This window comes from Congregibacter brevis (assembly GCF_045689245.1).
Taxonomy (GTDB): domain Bacteria; phylum Pseudomonadota; class Gammaproteobacteria; order Pseudomonadales; family Halieaceae; genus Congregibacter; species Congregibacter brevis.
The window spans coordinates 3,412,829-3,438,666 of sequence record NZ_CP136865.1; the positions used below are offsets into that span (position 1 = coordinate 3,412,829).

Annotated in this window: 19 protein-coding genes; 6 read left to right on the forward strand and 13 right to left on the reverse strand. The window is 52.3% G+C overall.

Going from position 1 to position 25,838, the window contains the following annotated elements; all coding sequences use genetic code 11:
• Nucleotides 1-243 precede the first annotated feature (243 nt).
• The 3 genes from R0137_RS15090 (at nucleotide 244) to R0137_RS15100 (ending at nucleotide 8,581) form a co-directional block, all read left to right on the forward strand.
• Complete coding sequence (locus R0137_RS15090; protein WP_407327227.1) at nucleotides 244-855, forward strand: hypothetical protein; 612 nt, start codon at nucleotides 244-246, stop codon at nucleotides 853-855.
• A gap of 1,042 nt (nucleotides 856-1,897) precedes the next feature.
• A complete protein-coding gene (locus R0137_RS15095; RefSeq protein WP_407327228.1) occupies nucleotides 1,898-5,473 on the forward strand; it encodes an ATP-binding protein in 3,576 nt (1,191 codons plus the stop codon).
• A gap of 1,380 nt (nucleotides 5,474-6,853) precedes the next feature.
• Nucleotides 6,854-8,581, forward strand: a complete 1,728-nt coding sequence (locus R0137_RS15100) for a triple tyrosine motif-containing protein (protein ID WP_407327229.1) — start codon at nucleotides 6,854-6,856, stop codon at nucleotides 8,579-8,581.
• 5 nt (nucleotides 8,582-8,586) lie between these two features.
• Here R0137_RS15100 and R0137_RS15105 read toward each other — a convergent pair whose 3' ends face one another.
• Entirely contained in the window at nucleotides 8,587-9,345 is a 759-nt protein-coding gene (locus R0137_RS15105) for an enoyl-CoA hydratase/isomerase family protein (protein ID WP_407327230.1), read from the reverse strand.
• 80 nt (nucleotides 9,346-9,425) lie between these two features.
• Here R0137_RS15105 and R0137_RS15110 point away from each other — a divergent pair, with 80 nt between their 5' ends.
• From R0137_RS15110 to R0137_RS15120, 3 genes are all read left to right on the forward strand, one after another.
• Nucleotides 9,426-9,995 carry a DNA-3-methyladenine glycosylase I gene (locus R0137_RS15110; protein WP_407327231.1) on the forward strand — a complete coding sequence of 190 codons (570 nt, stop codon included), beginning with the start codon at nucleotides 9,426-9,428 and terminating at the stop codon, nucleotides 9,993-9,995.
• Nucleotides 9,996-10,080: 85 nt separating this feature from the next.
• A complete protein-coding gene (locus R0137_RS15115) occupies nucleotides 10,081-11,382 on the forward strand; it encodes a TetR/AcrR family transcriptional regulator (protein ID WP_407327232.1) in 1,302 nt (433 codons plus the stop codon).
• The gene (locus R0137_RS15120; protein ID WP_407327233.1) at nucleotides 11,379-12,239 is read left to right on the forward strand and encodes an acyl-CoA thioesterase; all 861 of its coding nucleotides are present in this window, start codon (nucleotides 11,379-11,381) and stop codon (nucleotides 12,237-12,239) included. The genes R0137_RS15115 and R0137_RS15120 overlap by 4 nt, the downstream gene beginning before the upstream one ends.
• Before the next feature lie 86 nt (nucleotides 12,240-12,325).
• Here R0137_RS15120 and R0137_RS15125 read toward each other — a convergent pair whose 3' ends face one another.
• The 12 genes from R0137_RS15125 to hrcA form a co-directional block, all read right to left on the reverse strand.
• Entirely contained in the window at nucleotides 12,326-12,889 is a 564-nt protein-coding gene (locus R0137_RS15125; protein WP_407327234.1) for a histidine phosphatase family protein, read from the reverse strand.
• On the reverse strand, nucleotides 12,886-13,593 hold the full coding sequence (locus R0137_RS15130; RefSeq protein WP_407327235.1) for a histidine phosphatase family protein: 708 nt from the start codon (nucleotides 13,591-13,593) through the stop codon (nucleotides 12,886-12,888). The genes R0137_RS15125 and R0137_RS15130 overlap by 4 nt, the downstream gene beginning before the upstream one ends.
• Entirely contained in the window at nucleotides 13,593-15,344 is a 1,752-nt protein-coding gene (gene aceK, locus R0137_RS15135) for a bifunctional isocitrate dehydrogenase kinase/phosphatase (RefSeq protein ID WP_407327236.1), read from the reverse strand. The genes R0137_RS15130 and aceK overlap by 1 nt, the downstream gene beginning before the upstream one ends.
• Nucleotides 15,345-15,367: 23 nt before the next feature.
• Nucleotides 15,368-16,156 (reverse strand): SDR family oxidoreductase, encoded by a 789-nt coding sequence (locus R0137_RS15140; RefSeq protein WP_407327237.1) that lies wholly within the window; start codon nucleotides 16,154-16,156, stop codon nucleotides 15,368-15,370.
• A gap of 81 nt (nucleotides 16,157-16,237) precedes the next feature.
• Nucleotides 16,238-17,416, reverse strand: coding sequence for an acyl-CoA dehydrogenase family protein (locus R0137_RS15145; RefSeq protein WP_407327238.1), 1,179 nt, complete (start codon nucleotides 17,414-17,416; stop codon nucleotides 16,238-16,240).
• 28 nt (nucleotides 17,417-17,444) lie between these two features.
• Complete coding sequence (locus R0137_RS15150) at nucleotides 17,445-18,623, reverse strand: acyl-CoA dehydrogenase family protein (RefSeq protein ID WP_407327239.1); 1,179 nt, start codon at nucleotides 18,621-18,623, stop codon at nucleotides 17,445-17,447.
• A gap of 301 nt (nucleotides 18,624-18,924) precedes the next feature.
• Complete coding sequence (gene trxA, locus R0137_RS15155) at nucleotides 18,925-19,800, reverse strand: thioredoxin (RefSeq protein ID WP_407327240.1); 876 nt, start codon at nucleotides 19,798-19,800, stop codon at nucleotides 18,925-18,927.
• A 9-nt stretch (nucleotides 19,801-19,809) separates the two neighbouring features.
• Nucleotides 19,810-20,598, reverse strand: coding sequence for a 4-hydroxy-tetrahydrodipicolinate reductase (gene dapB, locus R0137_RS15160; RefSeq protein WP_407327241.1), 789 nt, complete (start codon nucleotides 20,596-20,598; stop codon nucleotides 19,810-19,812).
• Nucleotides 20,595-21,728, reverse strand: a complete 1,134-nt coding sequence (dnaJ, locus tag R0137_RS15165) for a molecular chaperone DnaJ (RefSeq protein ID WP_407327242.1) — start codon at nucleotides 21,726-21,728, stop codon at nucleotides 20,595-20,597. Before dnaJ ends, dapB begins: the two co-directional genes overlap by 4 nt.
• A 127-nt stretch (nucleotides 21,729-21,855) precedes the next feature.
• Nucleotides 21,856-23,790 carry a molecular chaperone DnaK gene (gene dnaK, locus R0137_RS15170; protein WP_407327243.1) on the reverse strand — a complete coding sequence of 645 codons (1,935 nt, stop codon included), beginning with the start codon at nucleotides 23,788-23,790 and terminating at the stop codon, nucleotides 21,856-21,858.
• A gap of 143 nt (nucleotides 23,791-23,933) precedes the next feature.
• On the reverse strand, nucleotides 23,934-24,551 hold the full coding sequence (gene grpE / locus R0137_RS15175) for a nucleotide exchange factor GrpE (protein ID WP_407327244.1): 618 nt from the start codon (nucleotides 24,549-24,551) through the stop codon (nucleotides 23,934-23,936).
• Nucleotides 24,552-24,702: 151 nt separating this feature from the next.
• A complete protein-coding gene (hrcA, locus tag R0137_RS15180; RefSeq protein WP_407327245.1) occupies nucleotides 24,703-25,737 on the reverse strand; it encodes a heat-inducible transcriptional repressor HrcA in 1,035 nt (344 codons plus the stop codon).
• Nucleotides 25,738-25,838 lie beyond the last annotated feature (101 nt).

The window sequence follows — 25,838 nt, forward strand, 5'->3', positions numbered from 1 at the left end:
TCGGGATACCCCAAACGGGGCACGCCCACACCTCCCTTAAAACAGCTCACACGCCTAAGTTACGCATTGAGGACGTCGGAGACAGCTCCGACCTCACCGGAAATAGGTTCCGGGAATCAAATTTTTAACTACGAAGGCAGGCGTGGTGATATGAAAAACGGCAGATTATTGATGGCAGCGGCCCTCGGGACAGTTGTTTCCCTCAGCTCGTTGCAAGCACAAGCTAACGAAGAAAACTCTAGCGTGAAAAGCAGCATAGCGAAGGAAATGCTATACGGCGAAGTGGAGCGTTCGGGGTACAAGTGGAGCTCCGCTCCGACCGCAGCGAGCAATGGCGAGCTATCGAGTAATCAAGACGCTAAGAACGCTCGTGAGTGGGGAATCAACGCAGCCGACTCGTCACCCTATCAAGCGGAAGGAATCGCAGCGGTCGAGCAAACTTCGTACAAGTGGGGTATTCGATCCACTGCTGACCAGAGCTCCTACAAGTGGGGTATTCGATCCACTGCTGATCAGAGCTCCTACAAGTGGGGTATTCGATCCACTGCTGACCAGAGCTCCTACAAGTGGGGTATTCGATCCACTGCTGACCAGAGCTCCTACAAATGGGGCATTCGATCCACTGCTGACCAGAGCTCCTACAAGTGGGGTATTCGATCCACTGCTGACCAGAGCTCCTACAAGTGGGGTATTCGATCCACTGCTGACCAGAGCTCCTACAAGTGGGGTATTCGATCCACTGCTGGCCAGAGCTCCTACAAGTGGGGTATTCGATCCACTGCTGGCCAGAGCTCCTACAAGTGGGGTATTCGATCCACTGCTGACCAGAGCTCCTACAAGTGGGGCATTCGTTAAGCCCTAAAACACTGTAAGCACTCCTGCCGGGGGTCGGGGCGATTCGTCGCTCCGGCCCCTTTTTATATCATAAACAAACCAGCTCACGACTAAAGAGAAGGTTCATTCCAACTAGCGATTGGCATACTGTTTAATTAGACTCAGGGAACAATCCTGAGGTGTAAACGTAATGCGGCAATTTTGGTTGCGACTGCTATTGATGAGTGCGTGCAGCACCACCGTCACCGCTGCTATTGATCGCGAGAACTCTTACGATTTTCGCGAAACGCCAATAACAGACCAGCTTAAATCCACAACCGTCCAATCTTTACACGTCAGTCAATTAGGCGAGCTTTGGATTGGCACACAGGAAGGATTGCACGCATACACTGGAACCGGGCTTAGAATTTACTCAACAGACGCATCGGTGCCCGATAGTATCTCTAGCGGTTACGTAACCGCCATCACCGAAAAGAGTAACGGACTTATGCTGTTCGGAACTCGCAACGGGGTCAACGTTTTCAACAGAGCTAGTGGCGGATTCTACGAAATAGTACTACCAGCAGAGCTTGCGTCTACACGAAGACATTCTCCGGCAGCATTTTCTCTGTTCACGGATTCCGAAGATCGAGTATGGGTTGGTCATGACGGGGCCATTAGCATAATCGATCAGAATAATGAGCTATCCACAATAGTCGACGGAAGTTCAACTCTAGTAGATATCGGACTGGTTAACGGATTTGCGGAAAACGCAGACGGCGTTTGGGCCATCACTTCTGAGGCTGGACTGCTCAGTATCGCGCCCTCGGGAAAGATTAACCGGCGGGTTTCGAAGTTCACCCTGTTTGAAGATGCCGGCGCCACAGTTCAACCCAACGGCGTTTTTGTGGACAGTAGCGGACTGTTGTGGGTTTGGTCGATAGAGCATGGAATAAGAGTAATTGACCCCTCCTCGTTAAACACAGTTGCGCGCTTACTAGCCGATGACGAAAACAACGGCCGGATAAGAGACATAATCGAGGAGTCACCAGGTGTATTTTGGATAGCCACTGGCAGTGGGTTGATGGCATACGATTCAACCAATGGCAAAGTTCAGGAGATAACGGGCGAATCTGGTGACTTCTCAGCGCTTCCGGGTATAAGTGCATTGGCCCAAGACGAGGATGGAACTATTTGGCTCGGTACGCTGTTTGGTCCCGTATCCGCCACCCCCAAATTGTTTGCAACGATAACCACGTTGAATTCTGGAATTTCAAACGACGAGATCAACGCATTTGAAGAGGACCAAGAAGGGCGCATCTGGGTTGGAACCGACAATGGTCTTAACCTTATGTCGCCCAACGGCGAAGCCTTAAAAACACTTAATGAATTCACCAATCCAGCGATCCCAGACCCCCGGGTAATGTCTCTTTTGAGTGAGCAAGATGGGCTTTGGGTAGGCACACAATCCGGCGGACTTTTGTTCATCTCCAAAGATGGTATGACTACAAAGAGATTTGTGCACGACTCAAGAGACCCTACTTCAATCGGGGCTATGGGCATCAGCTCTATTCTGCGGACGTCTAAAGGCCAGCTCATCGTGGGCGCATTCCCGGGCGGAATCAACATAATGAACGATTCGCGCACAAAATTTAGGCGATTCAATCACGACTCCAACGATCCATCTAGTTTAGGCACTGATAACGTCATAACGCTGTATGAGGATTCGCTAGGGCTAATTTACGTAGGCACCGATGATGGGCTTAACGTTTTCGATCCAGAGCAAGAAAATTTTTGGCGCGTTGAGTCTACGCGCGGTAATAAAGATACCTTGTCTGGAAATCTGATATTCAGTTTCTTTGAAGACGACGATGGTGACTTGTGGATCGGAACGGCAAACGGCGCTAACGTTTGGAAAAAAGAAGATCGTAGATCTAAACGAGCGGTGTTTAGCCATGTTGCTAACGAGGTGTCTCTGCCATCATCGTCAATCGCCGGAATATCGCAGGATAACGAGGGCTACATCTGGTTAGCGCACAACGAAGGACTAACTCGAATATCCAAAGATAACACCTACGTTAGACACTTCCGGGAGCGTAGCGGTCTGCAAGAAGGTGAATTCAACGTCGGTAGTTACTTTAGAACTCAAGACGGCCGGTTACTATTCGGAGGAAACAGAGGCTACAGTGTTGTCCCATCCACCGGACTGCCAGGCCTAGGATCTGGTCCGAAGATAGCGATATCGGAGATCCGAGTAATGAACGAAGCAGTAAGTATCGATCGCTCCATCGACCCGGAGATAACCTTACGATACACCGACATATTTCTTGAAGTCGACTTCTTCGCGAACTCCCTCAGCGACCCGGCTAATGTAACTTACGGATATATGCTGGAAGGCCTCAACGAGACCTGGATAACGGGCAAAGATAAGCATCGAGTTTCGTTCACTACACTACCCACGGGCTCTTATAACTTAAAGCTTGCAGCCTCAAGTCCCTCTGGCGAATGGAACTGGGATGGCGCGAACTTAGTAGTGCATAAGTTACCACCTCCATGGCTAAGTGGACCCGCATATACAGCGTATGGTGCATGCTTGCTTGCGATGGCAGTAGCAATTTGGCGCAGGCAAACGCAAAAGCAACGACTAGAGCAAAAGGCTCGTCAAGAACTAGAAGACAAGGTAAGAGCAAGAACTGCAGACCTTGAAGTTGCGACGGTCGCAGCAGAGGAAGCGAGCAAAGCGAAATCGCAGTTTCTGGCCACAATGAGCCACGAAATAAGAACGCCAATGCATGGGATCATTGGAATGACGGATCTTTTGCTGGATACGCCTTTAAACCCTCCACAGCGCAGGTATGCTGAAACAGCCAAGCAAAGTGGAGAAAACCTCCTTTCAATTATAAACGATATTCTTGATTTCTCGAAAATTGAAGCTTCTCGAATAGAGATTGATGAGCACTTATTCGATGTAAATTTGCTAATAGATCGAGTAAGTCAACTGCAATCAGTAACAGCCGAAAAGAAAAATCTTGCTCTCCTAACTTACCCAGTTGTGAGTAATTGCGCTGAAGTAATTGGTGACGAAAACAAGATTCGTCAATGCCTGACTAATCTTGTCGGCAATGCCATAAAGTTTACAACCATAGGCAGGGTAGAAATTATCGCCACGCTGAAAGAAGCGCATTCAGACGACTGGCGCCTCGAGATCTGTGTGAAAGACGACGGCATTGGAATGGACAAAGAGACCCAAGCCAAGGTATTTGAACAGTTCACACAGGCAGACGCGAGCACGACCCGGCGCTTTGGAGGAACAGGTCTTGGGTTGTCAATAACAAAACAGTTCGTCGAGCTAATGAACGGAACAGTAAAACTTGATAGCGCACCAAATGCGGGTACGACCGTCACGATAGCTATCCCTGTCAAAGTGAAAAACCCCGCGGCGATATGTCAACAAAGACCACACGTGATCGTCATTGGAGACGGGACGCCGGAGACTCACTCATTGATTCAGAATTTTCAACGCTTCAGTCAAGTGCAGCTCTGCGACAAACTTCCAGAAGAGCCCCCTCCTGGCGTACCAGTTCTAATACCGTATACCAAACGCGATGAATCTGAGGCCACAGACATTCTTGGCGCAAGATACGCTACTCACTACTACGGCACGGATAGCTTGCTGCGATCCATGGATCGCGGGATGCACCTACCCGTGTGCGCCGAGGACATAGAATTAGTTTTAGGTACAGTCACAGTAGAGCACGACGTGCCCGCAAACGCTGGCGCTTCGCCGAGTACGCAGCCTGATTTAGAGGTGCCTGCGGTTTCAAATGGCGTGGCACTGGTGGCTGAAGACATGCCGGTGAATCAACAGATAATCTATGAGATGCTGACAAAACTAGGCTTTGAGACCCACTTTGCTAGCGATGGTCACGAAGCGATTCAGGCGTTTTTGCTGCGCGAATTCGATGTGGTTTTTATGGACTGCCAGATGCCGGGCGTCGACGGATATGAAGCTACTGCGGCCATCAGGGGTCATGAGAAAGAACACAACCTAAACCCCACACCCATAATTGCTTTGAGTGCTGGGAGCTCTTCTGAAGAAGTGGAGAAGTCTATGAACATTGGCATGGACTTCTTCGTGGGTAAGCCTTTTACATACTCGGATATTGTTGCTGTTATTAAAGAGGCCCAGCCAAATCTCAATCTCTCCTCCGATCACGATAACCGCCCCCCCACCCAGTCACCCTCCGAAAACAAAGACCTATCAAAATCGACACTTATTGATGGCAACAGCATTAGTGGAGCAGAGGTTGAAGCGGTGAACGTCGATGTACTAAATGGCTTACTTGCACTCCAAAATGATGCAGACAACACCCTTCTCAAAAATCTAATGAAAGGCTTCAGAGAACAGCTGGAAGAGAAACTCGCTCAAATCCAAAAGGCTGTTTGCGACGATGATTTGGAAGCCCTGAGGCTCGGATCTCACGCCATCAAGTCGATGTGCGCGAACATGGGAGCAGAGCGCGTAAAAGAGATGTTTGCCAAAATCGAGACGAATGCTAAGCATGGGAAAAACTCCGCCCCTGACAACTTGTCTAGTTGGGCGTTAAGTGAACTAGCTATTTTCGAGAAAGAAGCGTGGTCCATAGCTAATGAGTTTTAGGGTTTGTCGAAGTCCCTGAGTCGAATAAAGACTCTTTCTATACTCCTCGCGCTTTGGTGTGCGACCGTTTGTGCTGTTGCTGAAGACGCATGGAACGAGTGGCGCCTAGAGTCTCCAGAAAAAATGCAGCTCCTAGCGAACCGGACTGTAACTCTAGTAAAAAAAACCGGACCAAGAAGTGTATGGGTGGCCTCTACCGACGGCCTATTCTTGTTTGACGGACACACCGCCGCGAAGAAACGCGTTCCTTGGGCCACAAAAAACGAATTACCGATTAAGAGAGTCCTCGACATAATTAGTGGGAACGATGGATCTACGTATTTGTTTACCTTCAAAAATGGGATCTTCACGCTTCCCTCGCACACAAGTCAATTCACGCCGATAGCTGACCTCGAAACTCAACACAACGTGTCAGAAATAGACTCTGTTATCGAAGTCCACCATCGAAACTCAGCAGTTTTCATCGCAGATGAACGAGTTTTCTCACTACGGTTCGAAAACAATCAAGTTGAAGAAGTTATTCTTGACGCCGCTACAACGCAAGGCCAGCCACTCGGGCTATTAATGTCTGGCAACGACGATATCTATGTTGTCTTTAACAACTCCATATCCATGCTGGTGTGGCAATTAGACCGATTTGTTCTGCGAATGCGCTTCAGTTGCGTATTGGGTCTGACCTCGATCGCGACCGCAGCTCAATCAAGCGACGGTAGTTTTTTCTTAAGCGACCAGTTTGGGAAAATGAAGCGAGTTCGTATAAACCCAAAAGGGTGCGTAAGAGAGGACCTACCCGAGGAGCTCGTTAACTTCGTATCCGACTCGAGAGTGAATGCCGTAGAATTTTTGGCACAAAGAAATGAGTTGGCGGTCGCAACTGACAAAGGACTTCTGCTAGTAAATCAAAGCGGAGTAAAACGAATATCTACCGAGAATTCGCGATTGCGCAGTAATGAAATCACAGCAGTGGAAGAGATTTCAAATGATGGGCTTTTGATTGGCAGCTTCCGCGGCTTAATGCATGCAAAAGAGAATCCGTTCACGTCGGTCACCCACCTTCATCTAGAGCGCAACCCAACCGTCACAGCAATAGCCAGCTCAAAAACCATCGGCACATTAATAGCTACAAGCAAATCGTTGTATTTAGAAGAAAAAAAAGACAGTGGCATTTCTTACGCACCGATCAGCCTTCCCCTACCTCACGCCAGCATCTCAGCCTTAGATGTAACAGGTACCACTGCATGGGTTGGATATCAGGATGGAAAACTAGTTCGATGTAACATTCAAATCCACCAGAGTTCTTGCGCGGAATCTGGAAGACTTCAATTGAGTAAATCGCCGATAACGTCCGTTAAAAAGTTGAACCCATACAGAGATGACGTTTTGACCACAACGTTGGACGGCAAGGCGTTCTACATACACGCGTCTAAAAATCCCCTATCAGCAAGATTACTTTTCGAAATGGGCACACCGGATGCAAAGTTGTCCGCAGTGGAGGTATCAGCGAACTATGCTTGGTTTCTCGACTTAGAGGAAACACGCGCTGTTTCGATAGAAGAGATAACAAACTCTACGCCAAGTGAACGCATAGAAACTATTCTTGCCCCATTCAAACGCGCTCCCTGGGCTATGTTTAGTGAAGATGAATCACTGTATCTGGCGACTCCCAAAGGGACCGTATCGCTCCTATCCGAGGAAGATCTCTTTAGAGACGCGCCAGCGTCTCCACGTTGGAGTTCGCTGATAAACGAAACCGTCTTCTCAATTGAAGTCGACGTATTAGGCCGAGTTTGGGCAAGTAGCCGCAGTGGTCTATGGATGCGACACGATGATGGAGTGTTCCGCCTAGAGATCGAAACTAAAGCTGCAGACGCCATTACCGCTGACTATGGCGCTTCACACACCGATCAATCAGGTGTCATCTACTTTGGCGGAACAGGCGGGTTCATCCGTATTAGCAGCCCTTCTGCTTACCCGATTCTTAAGTCTGGCTCTTTAATAGTCACAAGGGTGTCATTGAACCAAAGTCCCATTTTGGTGCCTAGCGAACTAGACCAAGTGACTTTAAGCCTCAGGTTAAACGCGCTCCCCAACAAGCTGAACCTTGAGTATGGCTTACAGGAGATACTTGCGACGCACGTTTTGGGTTTGCAACACAAACTAGAAGGCCTAGACCAAGACTGGCAAGACTCCGGCAGCGTCAACGTAGTTACCTACCAAAATTTACCACCTGGCGATTATGTGTTCCGAGCCAGAGGGGCTGACTCTACAGGCGTCTGGAGCGACAACGAGATCAGCCTTCCGATTAAAGTGCTACCTCCGACTTGGCGAACTTGGTGGGCAATCGTTAGTTATCTCCTACTGGCGCTGATCGCACTCCGGTACTTCAAGATCATCAATGACCGCAATGTCGCGCGAAGAGAGCGCCTAAAGATTGCTGAAGAAGGCAGTGCTGCTTTCGCGCGTTTAGAGGATGACTACCAAGCACAGCGAGAAGCAAATGAAGCGTTACTACTCCGAAGAACACCCTCTGCTAACCAACTCCTAGACGTTGTAGAAACAACCCTGTCCGCTCAATCCAATGACACAGATAGTGAAACAACAGCCAACCTATCCAGCAAGATCTCAGCGCTACGCAGCCTGCAAACGTTCACTCACAGAACAACTAGTCTGGAACAAACAAACATACACGCCCTCACCAACGAGATCACGGCTCGTTTGGCAGCGACTTCTGAACTTGCCTCCCGCGCGATCATCACTAATGACACCTGCAGAGACCCGGTTCCTCTCGAGCATGCGATGTATCTCTGCCTAGTCATTCAGGAAGCGCTTGAATTTGCGATTACGGGCAGGAGCTTCGATAACTCAATTGATCCGCTGATCTACATAGCCCTTGCCTCTCCCACGCTTAACGAGACTGGGGAACTCAGTTACGAACTCCGCATTGAAGACAGTGCGCAAAAGCACAACCATGACGACATCCTAGCGCGAGCAATGCCGCTTACTTTTCATCTCATCGAGACCGGCGGTGGGGAGGTAAACGACGACTATGATGCGGGGAACACGCTTGTTATCAGCCTGCGCTTCCCGGCTAACAGCTTTGTTTTGTAACTCGACTACTGACCAGAGAACTCAGGCATCCTCTTCTCTCTCTGAGCGGCAAAGCCCTCCTGCAAATCATCTGACTCTTCACACAAGCGTGCGAGTTCCGTTGCTCGCGAGATATCTATAGATCCACGGCCAGCCTGATCAATCAGCTCTTTCATGGCTTTTGTCGCCAACGGCGCTAGCCCTGCAATATGCAGCGCCAACTCCTCTACTCGCTCATCAAGCTCTTCCTGCGCCACGATGTAATCGTAAAAACCGACTCGATAGGCCTCTACCGCATCCATTGCCTCAGATGCCACCAGCATCCTCCGCGCGATGTTTGGGCCGAGCTTCTCTACAAACAAAGAGATTCCGGCTGGCGGGTAACACAAGCCAAAGGCAGCTGCAGGTACGCGCAACCGTGTACCAACCACGCCTATTCTAAAGTCGCAGCTCAACGCCAGCTCGGTCCCACCGCCAAACACATTGCCGTTCACCCTGGCCAAGGTAGGGATGGCCAAAGACGCTAGACGATGCATTGCACTTTGAAAAGCATCAGGCTTCAAAACACCGCTATTCAGGTCTCCTAAAGATGCCCCAGCGCAAAACGTTTTTGCCCCCGCACCCGTAACAATGAGTACTCGAATCTCGGGATCCGCCTCGACAATATCAAGAACTTCAGAGATACCTGTAAGCTCTGCGGCGCCAAGAGAATTATGCTTTTCTTCGCGGTTGATGCTCAGTGTCCCGACACTGTCGTTCACTGAGTATTCGATGGAATGGCTCATGTTAAGCTCCTGACTTTTACACATTCTTGCATAGCGTCGATACGCCGTCATCGTTCGCTAAGCACAAACGGAGAATACAGATGCAGCGCTGCGACTGGTGTGGAGATGATCCGCTATACGTGAGTTATCACGACAAGGAGTGGGGAGTTCCCCTCAGAGACGAGCAGCTAATGTTTGAGTTTTTGGTGTTAGAGGGTGCTCAGGCTGGCCTCAGTTGGATAACCATTTTGCGTAAGCGCGACGGCTATCGCGCGGTTTTCGACAACTTTGACGTTCACAAAGTTGCGGCCTATAGCGACAGCGAGTTAGACAACAAACTATTAGATGCGCGCATCGTTAGAAATAGGCTCAAGGTTTACGGCGCCAGAAAAAACGCCCTCGCGACCCTCAAGCTCTACGAAGAAGGCACCACTCTCCTCGACTACTTTTGGGAATATGTAGGCGGCAATCCGATTCAGAATGAGTGGCGCAGCATGTCGGAGATTCCCGCCTCGACCCCCCTTTCTAACAAGATCAGCAAAGATATGAAAAAGCGGGGCTTTACCTTTGTAGGCCCGACCATTATTTACGCGCATATGCAGGCCACGGGCATGGTCAATGATCATATCGTTAGCTGCCCACGACACGAGGAATGTGCGGCGCTCGCTTAATGGATTCGTAGACAGGGGCGGTAAAAATACTTAAAGTTGGAATTTCCAACCTTACAGTATGATGAGAACACTAAGCGTCCCCTGAATGACGACCACCAGCAGCTCAAACAGCACGTCTCCATTCAACAGAAAAGCGCAGCATGACGCCAAGCGCATCGCTATTCTCTCTGAAGCTGCACGCCTTTTTAACAGCAAAGGATCGCGGGCTACCACTCTGCAGGACGTTGCCCGAGGACTGGGACTCACAAAAACCAGCCTCTACTACTACGTGCGCACAAAAGAAGAACTTATCTTCCAGTGCTACGAAGTCACCATGCAGCGACAGCACTCCATCATGGACGCTCTCGACAAAGCGACACTCACTCCACTGCAGCGTGCGGGGGCCTTCTTCAAAAGCCAATTCGAAGGCTGGCTAAGCGCCCAAACCGGAGACGATGTGCACGTAGCGGCCCCTCTGGAGATAGCATCGCTCAAACCGCTACACCGCAAGGCGATTGAGTCAGAATACATTCGGATGTTTAAGCGTCTCCGAGCCTACTTGCGTGAGGCCATGGAAAGCGGTGAAGCACGCACGGTCGACAGCACCTCGGCCACCCGAGCCATCATTGGTGCCACAGATTGGGTGTTTCATTGGCTACATCAACTAGATCGCTCCGAAGTTCTAAACGCCGCTGACGCCGCCTGGGACATCCTCTTAGGAGGACTATCGGCCAACGGCCACGAGTATCAACCTGCGCCCCTAAACATCAACTCAGACGGTGATCGTCCAGCGCAGGGTTTTGATCGAGAAGAGCAGCATCGGCAAAAACAAGAAGCCTTTTACAAGGCGGGCACCTGGTTCTTTAACCGGAAGGGGTTTAACGGAGCATCCCTGGACGAAATCGCCGAGCACCTCAACGTCTCCAAAGGCGCTTTTTACTACCACATTAGAAATAAGGAAGACCTGCTCTTTGCCTGCTACGAGCGCTCTATCGGCATAGTGCAACGAATAGATACCAATGCGATGCGTGCTGAAGGAACAGGTCTGGAAAAGCTCGATGAAACTGCTCGCCGAGTATTCCACGCCCAAAACTCTGACGCGGGCCCCTTGATTCGCTACAACACGATTACCGCATTACCTACAGAACGGCGAAAAAAGATTCTCTCCGCGACGGAAGATGCGGATAGCCGTTTTGATACCCTCATTGCCGAAGGAAAGCTCGATGGCAGTATCCGCGATGTAAACTCACTTCTCGCACGCCGGTTAATGTCCGGGGCAATCAACGCTTCGATGGACATTAGCCTTTGGCGGGCCATTGACGACATCGACAGCGCAGCCATCGACTACTTCGATATTTTTTATAACGGACTTTTGCCAAAAGATCCGTCTAAAGAGAGCCTCTCATGACTGACCTTCTCGCAGACCTTTTGAATCACCTGGAAGTGAAGCGCATTGATACCTACCTGTTTACCGGTAGTAGCCCTGAGCGACCCCGACGCATTTTTGGAGGCCAGGTGCTTGCGCAAAGTCTCAATGCGGCCAATAGATCCATTGGCAACGATCGCGTAGCCCACTCTATGCATGCGCACTTTCTGCGCCCCGGTAACCCCGCAAAGCAGATCGTCTTTGAAGTGGATCCAACGCGAGACGGCCGCAGCTTTGCCACGCGCCGCGTTGTTGCCAAGCAGGACGGAAAACCCATCTTTATCACCTCAGTGTCCTATCAGGAAATCGAAGAAGGACTCAATCACGAGGCGCCAATGCCGGAGGTAGAACCTCCTGAGGGCCTTCAAAACGACTTCGATTTTTGGACCGAGATGGCTGCGAAACACCCGGATAGATATGATCCGCCCTTTTCGCAGGCGGTGGAGCGCAAAGTCATTAATCGCCGCGACTATACATCGCCAAAACCAGAAGATCCCATCTCACACACCTGGTTTAGGGTCCCCGGTGACATCGGTGACGACCCCAATCGCCACCAAACCCTTATCGCTTTTATCTCAGACTTTGCCCTGCTGGGCGCTGCACTGTTTCCGCACCCTTACACAGCGGCGAGTAAAAAGATTCAGGCTGCCAGCCTGGATCATGCGATCTGGTTCCACCGTCCGGGACGGGCCGATGACTATCTGCTGTACAGCATGGACAGCCCGAACGCTGGTGGCGGTCGTGGATTCAGCCGAGGACAATTCTTTAGCCGAGATGGTCGGCTTATCGCTTCTACCGCCCAAGAGTCCTTAATACGGCTGCGACCTAGTTCACCCTGATAAAAGACTGATCAACAACGCCGCTAATGGGTTCTGTTGAAGGTCCTGACGAAGAATTGGGATCCTTTATCGAGTCGTTAAAGCCTTCAGTTAACAACCGACGACATTTGCTCGCCCAAGGAGCTCACCGCCAAGCTCCCTGTCGATTCATCAAGTAGAGTCACCGATGCGTTGTCGGGCCAAAACACGAGTGTCTCTTCATGCTTCTGATACCAACCCACAAGGGCGTTGATCACTAAAAAGTGCGTGAAGACGATCGTTGTACCAGAGAGCGACTCCACTGCTTCTACAATGTTCTGCCGCCACTGATGCAAAGCTGGCTCCTGCTCATGCCATTGCTGACGCATAAAACCTCGAAGCCAGTCCTGACGCTCCGCAAGAGGCACCGGTGACGGCACCTCACGGAAGCGCTCATCGATCGAAACCTCTAGCCCTAATGAAGTCGCCAATGGGATCGCCGTCTCCTGTGCACGCAGCAAAGGGCTGCTCATCAAGGTGACACCCGGTTCGGACAAGTTTGCTTCCAACTGCTGCGCGGTCTTTTTAGCCTGGGCGTGACCCAGCTCCGATAAGCCAGGATCAGGGCTCTGCCCCCAGCTCGCCGCAGCCTCGCCGTGACGAACCAGATAAACTGTTCGTGCGCTACTCATCGATAGGTAACCAGCTTCTCTCCCCGGGATGCAGATTGCTCTCGAAGAAACGAACAATCATTGAAGTATGACAAAGACACTTGATCCGCCCTGTAAAAAATCTGCGTAACCGAGCAGTTAAATACGGGCTCATAAAATTGATAGGTTGCTGATCCGGGAAGCTTCAGTACAGCGGCGGTGAGAGTGGCGATGGTGCCACCAGAGGTAAACACGCCAATCGTTTTCCCTGATCCCTCATTGGTAATGATGTCTCGCAACACGCCGTGCACGCCTTCGGAGTACTCCGCCCAACTCTGAATATTGGGTTCATCGCACTCGGGGGAAACCCAGTAGTTAAACACCGCCTCGATAACTTTCTGGAAACGCTTACTTGAATCCAGCCCCTGATCCACTATCGCTTTGATTTCGGGGCGAGTTTCCACAACTTTGGGGAGTAAGTATTCAAGATGCTCGTCATTACGTACTTCGTCCAGGCGCGCATCCACCGTGGCGGACACTGATCCCGTTTGGCTCGCCAGCGCTAGCGAAGCGGTGTCTTTTTGACGTTCTAAAGAGCCGCTATAGGCTGCATCAAAGACCACACCGGTACGAGCCAAATACTCACCTGTGAGCGTCGCTTGCAACCGACCCAGGGGAGACAGCTCGTCGTAGTTTTCTGCGCCAAAAGACGCCTGCCCATGTCGAATAAGATAAATACTGGCCATTAAGCTTGTCCAAGCAAAGAGGGTTCTTCCTCCCGGGGAAACCGTAGTTTCCTTCGGTAAGGATAGAACGATTCAACATAGCCGCTGCGTATCTGTTCTTGCAGCGACTTCCAAAAGCGCGCTTCGTAAATGTCTGAGTGCTTCTCATCAAAGGCTTTACGTGCCCGCTGATTACCAGAGAAGAACAGACGAAACTCCTCGGGAAAAATATCGTTCGGGCCAACGGAGTACCAGGGTTGGCTGGCCATTTCCTCTATCTCATTTCGTGGCTCGGGTATGATTCTGAAGTTGCAATCGGTGAGCGGCACAATCTCGTCATAGTCGTAAAACACCACGCGCCCGTGGCGGGTTACACCGAAATTTTTCAGGAGCATATCCCCGGGAAAAATATTGGCAGCAGCAAGCTGCTTGATGGAGTTTCCATACTCATCCATCACTGCCTCTACTTCGATATCCGTCGCATCTTGTAGATACAGGTTCAGCGGCGTCATTCGGCGCTCAACGTACAAATGCCCGATTATCAGCGCTTTGCCATGCTCTTCGATCTGTGAGGGGGCGACCGCTTTCAATTCTTCGATCAACTCATCAGAAAAACGGTCACGCGCAAAAGCCAGATTTGCAAACTCCTGTGTGTCGGCCATGCGCCCGGCTCTGTCCGCCCGCTTCACTAAACGGTACTTTGACTTCACTTCTTCGTGAGTCACTTCCTTGGGCGGCGTAAACCGATCCTTGATGATCTTGAAGACGAAGGGGTAAGACGGCAGTGTGAACACGCTCATCACCATCCCCTTAATTCCTGGCGCAATGACAAACTTGTCGGTAGTCGACTCCATGTGCCGCACCGCGGAGCGGTGGTAATAGGTTTTCCCGTGCTTGTTGTAACCCATGGAACTGTAAATCTCGGAAATGGGCTTGGCCGGCATCAACTTGGCCAAAAACAGCACGTACTGCGATGGAATCGTCGCGTCCACCATGAAATAGGTCCGCGTAAAGCTAAAGACCACACTCACGCGATTAGAGCCAAACAACACGGTGTCGACGTATACCGCGCCCGCCTCGTTGTGCAAAATCGGTAGAACAAACGGCATGCTGTCTTGGCCCGAAAGAATCCGACCAACGATGTACGCGCCCTTGTTGCGATAAAAGTGGTTAGACAGCACCTCCATGCGCAGATCGCCTTTATTCAAGTCGATGTTTGAGACCAGCTTTAGCTCTTCTTCAAAGGCCTCTACCAACCGACCAACATCTCGCGACAAATCTTCGTAGGGAATATTGAAACAATAGTCCTCGAGGAGCTGCTCCAAACTATTATTTAGCGAATGCTGTACCGCGTAGTAATTTAGAACCGGACTGCTGTCCGACAGTGGAATATCGCCCTGCGATGAGAAGACAAAGGCGTAGTCATTGCGAATCTGTTCGTGGGAAAAAACTGCGTTGTATACAGAGTTGTAGAAAGTTTCCGCAATCTCGAAGTTGTTGTGATTGCGTATCAGGCCCGCATAAATCTTGCGCGTGTCGCGCCAGAACTCGTAATTGCGCAACTCCTGCCCCGCAACCAACTCCACGGTATCCAATACAAAGCTGACCTTCAGCTTGTACAGGTCGATGCGCTGAATAGTCGCCGCATGAATACCCAGCCAGTCCGCGTTTTCAAAACGTGACCGGGCACCCAGCGTTATGTTCTGGTAATCCGCAAAGTACGACTCAAAGCCGTTGAGAATTATTCGCGCAAACCGCTCGCGTCGTTCCACGCTACCCCCACAACTCCAAAAGACTAGACTTCGGGGTTACCAAATTGGCGACGCAGCTTACGCATCCCACCGATCCACCGGTCGTAATCCGCAGTTTTGCGTTCTCGATACTTGGCAACCTCAGGGTGCGGAAGAATCAAAAATCGCTCTTCCGAAAGGCCTTGCACAACAGCCTCGGCTACATCCGCAGGCGTTAGAATGCCATCAACTCCCGCGGTACCCCCTTCTGAATCACCAATCATACGCGTAGCAACCGCCTGAGGGCACAGGCAGGACACTTTAACGCCGGCATCACCGTGTGTAATCGCCAATGATTCAGCAAATCCGACCGCAGCGTGCTTCGTGGTCGAATAAGCGGCATCACCTACTTGGCTCAAAAGGCCGGCTGCAGAAGCCGTATTCAAAAAGTACCCCTCTCCCCTCTCAAGCATCGAGGGCAGACACGCCCGAGCCGCATAAACGTGGCTCATGACATGGATGTCCCACATGGCCTGCCAGGTGTCGTTAGGGGCCGAGGTTGCGTACCACGGAGGACCATCCAAGGCGATGATGCCCGCGTTTGAGCAAAACAAATCGATGTGACCAAATTTTGCGATTACATCCACGACCATCGCAGCAATCTGCGCCTCGTCACGAACATTCACTTCATAGGCACTGCCATTAACGGCATCAGCTACAGCTTTAGCCGAATCCAGTTCAAGGTCTGCAACAACTACCTGCGCGGCACCCTCAGCAGCGAAACGCTCGCAGAGGCCCTTGCCAATGCCATTGCCGCCGCCCGTGACAACAACAACTTTGCCTTTTACGTCCATTGTGTGGTCTCCAAATACAAATTGTGTGATCTACAGATACAAAAAGGCCCCCAGTTGGGGGCCTGTTCAAAGTTTTAGCGCTTAGGCTGCGTCGCTCATACTAGCGACGTTTTCAGAAGCCTGCGAACCGTAGCTCAGCGCATTGAACTGCGACTGGTGATGATCGCGATCACCGAAGGTCGCATTAATCATCATCAATCGCTTTGCGTAATGGGCGATGTCCAGCTCGTCCGTGAGACCCATACCGCCGTGAAGCTGAATCGCTTCTTCGAAGATATGCTTGCCACATTTGTGCGTCATTACCTTAAGCGCATGCAACTCTCTTCGCAGGTCAGCGTCGCCATTTTCCAGGGCGCAGACTGCGCGGTATAGCATGGACTTGGCTTGCTCATAAGACATGAAGGTATCGACCATACGATGCTGGAGTGCCTGAAAATTGCTGATCGCAACGCCAAACTGCTCGCGTGTCTTCGTGTACTCAAGCGTTTTGGTGTTGAGCTGCCCCATCAGACCCACCGCTTCACCGCAAAGCGCCACGATGCCCTCTTGTACCACTTGGTCCATGGCCGCATAACCGCCATCCACTTCACCGAGTACCGCATCTGCGGAAACGCTGACGTCCTTGAAGGTAATGTTAGCGACGTTCTGCCCATCCATGAGTCGGTAGCTCACACGCTCAACGCCAGCAGCGTTAGCATCAACAACAAACAAGCTGATGCCGTGACGATCAAACTGCTCACCAGAGGTGCGCGCGGCAACAACTAAGGTGTCAGCGTTCATGCCATTGCTGACCACGACCTTTTCGCCGTTCAGTACGTATCCGCCGTCAGCAGCTGTCGCTGTTGTTAACACGTCAGCCAGCTCGTAACGGCTCTGGCGCTCTAGGTATGCAAACGCACCCAGACGGCTGCCATCGATAATGCCGGGGATGAGGTCTGCCTTTTGGCTCTCGCTACCCGCAGCGTTCAGTAAGCCACCAAAGAGAACCACAGTCGCAAAATAGGGCTCGACAACAAGGCCCTTACCGAACTCTTCCATCATTACCATGAGGTCAACAGGACCTCCGCCAAAACCACCGTACTCTTCCGCAAAGGGAACACTCAGCCAGCCCAGCTCCGCAAAGGTTTGCCAAACTTCCCGGCTAATTCCCGCTTCGGTAGCTACGATGCCGCGACGAGTGTCGAAGTCGTAATCGTCTTGCACAAAACGCGCAACGCTGTCGCGTAGCATTGTTTGCTCTTCTGAAAAATCAAAATTCATTACTTATCTCCTGACGCTGCTCTGAGCCTTAAAGGCCCAAGACTGCCTTGGCAATGATGTTTTTCTGGATCTCGTTGGAACCACCGTAAACCGTGGCCGCACGACCGTACATGTAGGTCTGGCGCGCTGCGCTGCCAAAATCATGACCAATCACGTCGGTATCCAACTCGGTAGGCAGTACACCCTGATAGTGGGCCGCAACATCCATGCGAAGCTCTTGTACCTGCTGCTGAATCTCGGTGCCTTTGATCTTCAGGAGAGACGACTCTGCTCCCGGTGCGCCACCAGACGCTACAGACGCGAGTACGCGAAGGTCGGTGAATTCCAAAGCCATTAGCTCAATCTCAATATCTGAGAGACGCTTCTGGAACAAGGGATCATCAATTAGGGCCTTACCGCCATTCGACTCTGCCGCAGCAAGACGTCGAACCTCGCCTACCGCACGCTTGGAGTCTGCTACGCCGGCAATACCGGTACGCTCGTGAGCCAGCAGAGCCTTCGCGTAGGTCCAGCCCTTATCCTGTTCGCCAATAAGGTTCTCGACGGGTACGCGCACATTGTTGAACTCGACTTCGTTCAGACTGTGGTGATTGTCGATAGACTCGATAGGGTTAACTTTAATGCCTTCGGTCTTCATGTCGATGAGTAAAAAGCTGATGCCGTGCTGCTTCTTGCCTTCGCTGCTGGTACGCACCAGGCAGAAAATCCAGTCCGCGTGCTGGGCATAGGTGGTCCAGATCTTGGCGCCGTTCACAACATAGTGATCACCGTCCAATTCAGCCTTAGTTTTAAGTGACGCAAGGTCGGAACCCGCGCCGGGCTCAGAATAACCCTGACACCACCAGTCTTCGCTGGCGAGGATTCGTGGCAGGAAGCGGGCTTTTTGCTCTTCGTTACCAAAGGTGTAGATAACCGGAGCAACCATGCTCAAACCAAACGGTACTACGTCACGAATGCCCCGTGCCGAACGCTCAGACTCGTAGATAAACTTTTGCGTAGGGGTCCAACCCGTGCCGCCGTACTCAGCAGGCCAACCTTGAGCGACCCAACCTTTCTCATTGAGCTTCTTCTGCCACTCAACAATCGCCGCTTTGTACTGCTTGCTATCACTCATACGATCGCGCAGATCATCGGTGTAAGCCTCATCAAAAAATGCTCGGACTTCGTCCCGAAAGGCGAGTTCCTCAGCTGAAAAACTGGTATCCACAGTTTCTGTCTCCTGTTACTGGGCCTTGCGGGCCGGAATCTTCGTAGGTTGGGGTGTAAATTTCACGCACTCCAACGCTTTTGAATTTGGAGTATGTTTTTCCTAGCCTCGGTACTCTAGCGCCCTTTAGAGCTGGGTACAAGCATAAGAAAGCGCTGAATTTCAGCCCGAAACAGGCACGCTGGAGCCTATAAGTCAGGTGACGACAACCTCTTGATAACACGGGTAAAAGTTGGTTTTTTTGTCCCGCAAGAGTTCGCGTAGGAGGAGGATGCGGCTAGCTTCGGTGCTAGCCGAAACGTTAGTACAAAAGGCTGAAAAGCTTGCGCTGGTACTCTGCGGCCAGCGGATCGCCCTTTCCAAGCGATGCGATAGTGTCCAAGAGCGCTTTTTTAGTCGCACCGTCTTTGTGATTTACGTCAGTGCGAAGGATAAACAGCAGGCTCTCAAGAGCATCGCGAAACTGTCCGGCTGCACTGTAGTGCACAGCAATTTGCTCCAGCAGTTCCAGATTCTCAGGGTCAGCCTTGAGCTGCTCTTCCAAACCCACAAGTTCAGGCGAACGGGAAGCTTCTCTAGCCAGATTCAGCTGTGCGACGAGCTGCTCGTACAAAGGATCCTGATCTACCATAGGCACGGCATCAAGCAAGATCTGCGCATCATCAAGACGCTTCGACTCAATCAACGCGTGCACCAACGTCATGGCAATGTCATGACGACGGCCACTCTCTTCGTAGACAGCCCGCAGAATCGTAACCGCTGCGGTAGCGTCCCCGGCCTGAAGCAGCGTGCCTGCTTCCTGAAGCGCCGCGTCATACGGCGATGGCAGATGCTTCTCCAGCATTTCCCGCACCGCCTGTTCTGACTGCGCCCCGGCAAAACCATCGACAGGCTGGCCATCGCGCATGACCATGACTGTCGGCAAACTGCGCACACCAAACTGCTGGGCAATCATTTGCTGATCGTCGGCATTCACTTTAGCCAACAAAAACGCGCCGGCGTATTCCGTGGCCAACTTTTCCAGCAAGGGCATTAACACTTTGCAAGGCTCACACCAATCCGCCCAAAAGTCGATGACCACGGGGCGCTGCGAAGACTCTTCTATTAGGTATTGCGCCGCATTACTCTCGTCAATATTAACGATCGTGAGTGGTGTCTCTAGCGTCCCGTCCATCATCGCTCTTCCTTAATCTCTTAGCTGCAGAACATCTTGCATATCGTAGAGGCCCGCCGGCTTTTCACTCAGCCAGGCGGCTGCGCGGCAGGCGCCCCGCGCAAACGCCAAGCGGGTTCCGGCGCGATGGGTGATCTCAAGGCGCTCGCCATCACTAACAAACATCGCCGTATGGTCACCAACGATGTCACCGCCACGAATGGTAGAGAAACCGATACTTCCATCGACTCGTGCACCGGTAATGCCTTCGCGGCTCATGACGGCGTGCTCATCAAGATCAATGTCGCGCCCTATAGCCATGGCCTTGCCTATCGCGAGAGCCGTTCCCGAGGGTGCATCCACTTTATGACGATGATGCGCCTCGATAACTTCCAGATCTGTTTCGCCCTCGCTCGCCCGGGTTGCTAGCTCTACCAAGCGGAGCATCAGGTTTACGCCTGTACTGAAATTTGCGGCCTGGCAGATCGCCACTTCGCCCGCAGCTGCAGTCACAGCCGCTTGCTCAGATGCATCAAGACCGGTGGTACCTACTACCCATTTAACGCCTGCTCGTGCGCAGGCCTGGGCATGCACAACGATGGTTGCTGGCGTCGTAAAGTCGATAAGAACGTCTGCTTCAGACAGAGCAACATCTATTTCATGGGTATAAAGCTCAGCCGAGACAGGAGCAGGCTCAGGTACGTTTTCGTTTTGAGCCAGCGTTACCGCTGCCAAAGAAAGCTCCTCATTACCCTGAATGAGATCGATCAGCGTGCGCCCCATGCGACCATTGCCGCCGGCAATAGCAATGCGCACACTCATGGCTTGAGCTCATCAAAAAAGTGCTTCACGCCATCAAACCAACTCTTTTGCCGGGGGCTGTGCGCATGACCGCCCTCCCCCATGCTTTGTTGAAGCTCATCAAGCAATTCTTTTTGACGCTTGTTCAAGTTAACCGGCGTCTCGATGACGGCGCGACACAACAAGTCACCCACACCACCACCGCGAACCGGTTGTACGCCCTTTCCGCGAAGCCTGAAGAGCTTACCGGTTTGCGTTTCAGCGGGGATCTTCAGCTTTACGCGACCATCCAACGTCGGCACTTCCAGCTCACCACCTAGCGCGGCGTCGGCAAAGGTAATCGGGACCTCGCAGTAAAGATGTTTGCCATCGCGCTCAAAAATGGGGTGTTGCTTAACCGACATCTGAACAAACAAATCGCCCGATGGACCGCCCTCGGCACCTGCTTCACCTTCTCCACCCAAGCGAATACGGTCGCCGGTATCGACACCCGGGGGAACTTTGACCGACAGCTTTTTGGTTTTTTCCACACGCCCCTGTCCACGACAGGAGGTACAGGGATCAGAAATTGTGCTGCCACGACCACGACAAGTGGGGCAGGTCTGCTGCACCTGAAAGAAACCCTGCTGCATGCGGACCTGACCGGCACCACCACAGGTACCACAGGTCGTAGGACTGCTACCCTTGCGAGCTCCGCTGCCATCACAAGTCGAACAGGATGCCAACGTGGGTACGCGAATCTCTACGGTAGTACCGCGAACCGCATCCTCAAGAGAGATGTCCAGGGTGTAACGCAGATCCGAGCCGCGCTGCGCACCACCACGGCCCCGGCCACCGCCACCACCGCCAAAGATATCGCCGAAGACATCGCCAAAAATATCGGAGAAGTTTCCGCTGCCACCCCCAAAGCCGCCGCCCATCTGACCTTCAAGGCCCGCATGACCATACTGATCATAGGCTGCTCGTTTTTGGCTATCACTGAGAACTTCGTAAGCCTCCGAGGCCTCTTTAAACTTCTCATCAGCTTGCGGATCGTCGGGGTTTCGGTCTGGATGAAATTTCATCGCGACGCGGCGATAGGCTTTCTTTATGACCTTTTCGTCGTCACTTCGGCTGACGCCGAGCACTTCATAGTAGTCGCGTTTTGACATAGCACTTTGCGGTCAGGCCGCACCCCTTCCTAAATCGACAACGCGGGCTCATAAGTCCCGCGTCACATTCAAACAACAATCCGGTGATGCAAAAGAACCTGTCTTCTGCATCACCGAATCGGCAAGTTTACTTCTTGTCGTCGCTGACTTCTTCAAATTCAGCATCGACCGCATCGTCAGCACCCGAGTCGTCACCGGCGTCGGCCGCTGCTTCGGGACCCGCTTCACCCTGAGCCGCCTCAGCCTGTGCCGCGTACATCTTCTGCGCAACGGGACCAGTTGCCTCTGTCAGCTTGGTTGCCGCTGCATCGATAGCATCCTTGTCGTCAGACTTGACCGCCTCTTCCGCTTCAGAAATCGCCGCTTCGATAGCTGCCTTCTCTTCATCACTAGCGTGCTCACCCGCTTCTTCAAGAGTCTTCTTAGCAGCGTTCACCAAGCCTTCGCAGGTATTGCGTGAGGAGATCAGTTCTTCGAACTGCTTATCCGCCTCGGCGTTAACCTCGGCATCCGCGACCATTGCCTCGATCTCGTCGTCCGACAAACCACCCGAGGCAGTAATACGAATCGACTGTTCTTTGCCGGTCGCCTTGTCTTTAGCAGAGACATTCAGAATACCGTTTGCATCCAGATCGAAGGTCACTTCAATCTGTGGCATGCCGCGCTGCGCTGGAGGGATATCCGCCAGGTCAAAACGTCCCAGAGACTTATTGCCGGTCGCTTGCTTTCGCTCACCCTGCACAACGTGAATAGTTACCGCTGTCTGGTTGTCATCTGCTGTAGAGAAGATCTGTGACTTCTTGGTCGGGATCGTTGTGTTCTTCTCGATCAGAGGGGTAGCAACACCACCCATGGTCTCGATACCCAGCGTCAGCGGAGTAACGTCCAGCAACAGTACGTCCTTCACGTCTCCAGCCAGTACCGCACCCTGAATAGACGCACCCATAGCGACCGCTTCGTCGGGATTTACATCACGACGGGGATCCTTGCCGAAGAACTCAGCAACTTTCTGCTGCACCAGCGGCATACGCGTTTGACCACCCACAAGAATCACGTCATCGATCTCGCTGGGAGACAGATCAGCATCCTTCAGCGCAACCTTCAACGGCTCCATGGAGCGGCTAACCAGTTCCTCGACCAGTGACTCAAGCTTCGAGCGGCTCAACTTCACCACAAGGTGCTTGGGACCCGTTGCATCAGCTGTGATGTATGGCAGATTGACTTCGGTCTGCTCAGAATGCGACAGCTCGATCTTGGCCTTCTCTGCTGCTTCCTTCAGCCGCTGAAGGGCCAGAGGATCGTTGTGCAGGTCGATGCCATTCTCGCTCTTGAACTGGTCTGCGAGATATTCGATGAGGCGCATATCGAAATCTTCACCGCCCAGGAACGTATCGCCGTTGGTAGACAGCACTTCAAACTGGTGCTCACCATCGACTTCTGCAATCTCGATGATCGAAATATCAAAGGTACCGCCACCGAGGTCATAAACAGCGATGGTGTGATCACCCTTCGCTTTGTCCATACCGTAGGCAAGCGCTGCTGCTGTTGGCTCGTTGATGATGCGCTTGACGTCCAGACCAGCGATTTTACCCGCGTCCTTAGTTGCCTGACGCTGCGAATCGTTAAAGTAAGCAGGAACAGTGATCACCGCCTCGGTGACTGTCTCGCCGAGAAACTCTTCTGCAGTCTTTTTCATCTTACGCAGTACTTCCGCAGAAACCTGCGGGGGAGCCATTTTCTCGCCTTTGGCCTCTACCCACGCATCGCCGTTATCGGCTGCAACGATCTTGTAGGGCACCATAGAGATGTCTTTTTGAACAACATCGTCGGTGAACTTACGGCCGATCAGGCGCTTAACCGCATACAACGTATTGTGCGGGTTAGTTACCGCCTGACGCTTCGCACTCTGACCTACGAGAATTTCTCCATCATCGGTGTAACCGACAATCGACGGAGTGGTGCGATCACCCTCGGCGTTTTCTATAACGCGGGGCTTACCGCCGTCCAAAACAGAAACGCACGAGTTCGTGGTTCCCAGGTCAATACCAATTATCTTGCCCATATCGTTTCTCCTAGCTAGCAGACACTCCCGTTAAGCAATGCCGCCGTTGCAATAAATTCTGTTTGTATATGTGGGTCCTTGGCGGCGTATTTCAAGGGTGCCGCGCAACATTCCCCGTCTTGCTAAATTCGTGCTGGCGGCGCCTACTCTGCTGCCGGTGCCTTGCTCACCATCACCATCGCCGGACGAACCAAACGGCTGTTGAGCGTGTAACCCTTCTGCATCACCGCAAGCACGGTATTGGGCTCGGCATCGGGGTTCTCGATCATGCTCATGGCCTGGTGAAGCTGCGGATCGAAAGGCTCCCCCGCGGGGTCGAGCTGCTCAATCTGAAACTTACCAAGGGCGCCCACAAAGCTCTTGAGCGTCAAATCGACACCCTCAGCAATAGAACTCAGAGCCGGGTCATCACCGTCAATGGCCTCCAGCGCCCGCTCAAGATTGTCGACCACCGGCAGTAGTTCGCTACAGAAACGCTCGAGAGCAAACTTTCGGGCCTTTTCTATGTCCTGATCTGCACGACGCTGAGCGTTCTGAGCCTCGGCCTGCGCACGCAACGCCTGATCTCGAGCTTGGCCGAGTTCTTCTTCCAGTTGCTCGATTTGAGCCTCAACCGTGAGCTCCGTATCGGCAGTCTCTACATCGGCGGATTCAGCGCTCTGAGCCGTCTCCTCTTGATCTAACTCCTGCTGCTGCCCAGCCGTTGTTAACCCGTCTGCCGCATCTGCAAGCGGCTCCTGATCGCGTTTATCTTCCGCCACCGTGATCTCCTGGTGTTCCAAATAAAAAGACGCTCATCGCCGCTGAATAGACGACAATTATCGTGATTCAGCGGACATGGGGGCATTGATCAAAAAATCAAGATGAAAGCACAAGATATTTGAGGACAGGCTGGCGCCATATGCCTCGTGCCTAGTGACCGAGCGCGGCACTCAACATTTTGGACGTCACGTCGACAATGGGGATGACCCGGTCGTAGGCCATGCGGGTGGGCCCAATTACTCCCAATACACCGAGCGTGCGCGCGCCATCGCCGTAGGGAGCCGTAATGAGCGAGTAATCACCAAAAATCTGTGAACCCGCCTCTTCGCCGATAAAGATCTTAACGCCATCGGCCTCAGAGCAACGTTCCAGCAAATGGGACAGGTCCCGCTTGCTCTCCAACGTGGCAAACAGTTCTCGAAGTCGCTGCAGTTCTTCTGGACTTGCACCCTCCAGCAAGCGCGACTCACCAACAATCAGGTAGTCAGAGGGGTTCTCGTCGTCAGCTAGAGCCTGCTGTGCCAAGTCGAGGGTAGCGGATAAGTAGTCGTCCAGAGAGCTTCGGGCGGCCAGAAGCTCTTGATCTACTTGACCCTGAACTTCTGCAAGCGCCTGTCCAGCAAAACGCTGATTAATCTGCTGGGCCGCCGCTCGCAGCTCTTCATCGGTGAACACTCGACGCGTATGAATAATCCGGTTTTGCACTTCGCGCTGATTGATCACGAGAATAACCAGCACGCGATCTCCCGACAGCGGCAAAAACTCCACCTGCCGCAAAGGCTGCTGCATAGGCCGAGGCACGGTAACCACGCCAGCCTGCGAGGTGATCGATGAAAGCATGTTCGAGGCGGTCTGCACCAGATCAGAGGTATTGCGATCAGGGTTCAGTTCTTTGCGAAGCGAATCGAAGGCACTGGGGTCGAGCTCACTGTTGACCTGCAGCAGGCTGTCAACAAAAAACCGATAGCCTTGGTCGGTAGGCACTCGCCCGGCAGACGTGTGCGGAGAATGAAGAAACCCCCTCTCTTCCAAGTCAGACATCACGTTTCGGACAGTTGCTGGACTCACGGAAAGACCCGCCTCCTCGCGCAGGGTTTGGGAGCCCACGGGACTACCGTCGCGGATATGCAGCGCCACCAACGTTCTCAGCAACGTTCCCGACCTGTCTGTCAGCTCACGACCCAAACACGTACATCCTTTAAGCAATAAGCCACGGTTTTAGCACAGACCACGGGTAACACAAAGCGAGAAAGCCGAACCGCGTAATTTGCTGTTTATGCTGTTGG